1 protein-coding gene is annotated in these 238 nt (G+C 36.6%); it reads right to left on the bottom strand.

Annotated features, from left to right (window positions below; translation table 11 throughout):
* The coding region (locus tag AAEZ05_RS30085) for a hypothetical protein (RefSeq protein ID WP_350650314.1) at positions 1-238 on the bottom strand (238 nt) is incomplete at both ends.

Consider the following 238-nt stretch of genomic DNA (forward strand, 5'->3'; position numbering starts at 1 on the left):
TTTTAAAGTTAACTGGTCGTTGAGGGTAAATCTGACCACCTAAATTTTTCTTTTTATCTTGATATTTCCAGTTTTTGCACAATTCCCCAACCTTTTCTTCAAAACCTACCATATCGAGTGGGCATTCTGGCAGGCGCAGCCCGTCTTTATTTGCTAGCGTGATGCTGTAATATAAATGATGATTCAATTCAATATAACAATAGATTCCTACGTCCTCTTTCTCCGTAATCTTATAACA

Origin of the sequence: Pseudomonas sp. HY13-MNA-CIBAN-0226 (assembly GCF_040310305.1) — a bacterium.
GTDB classification, from domain to species: domain Bacteria; phylum Pseudomonadota; class Gammaproteobacteria; order Pseudomonadales; family Pseudomonadaceae; genus Aquipseudomonas; species Aquipseudomonas gregormendelii.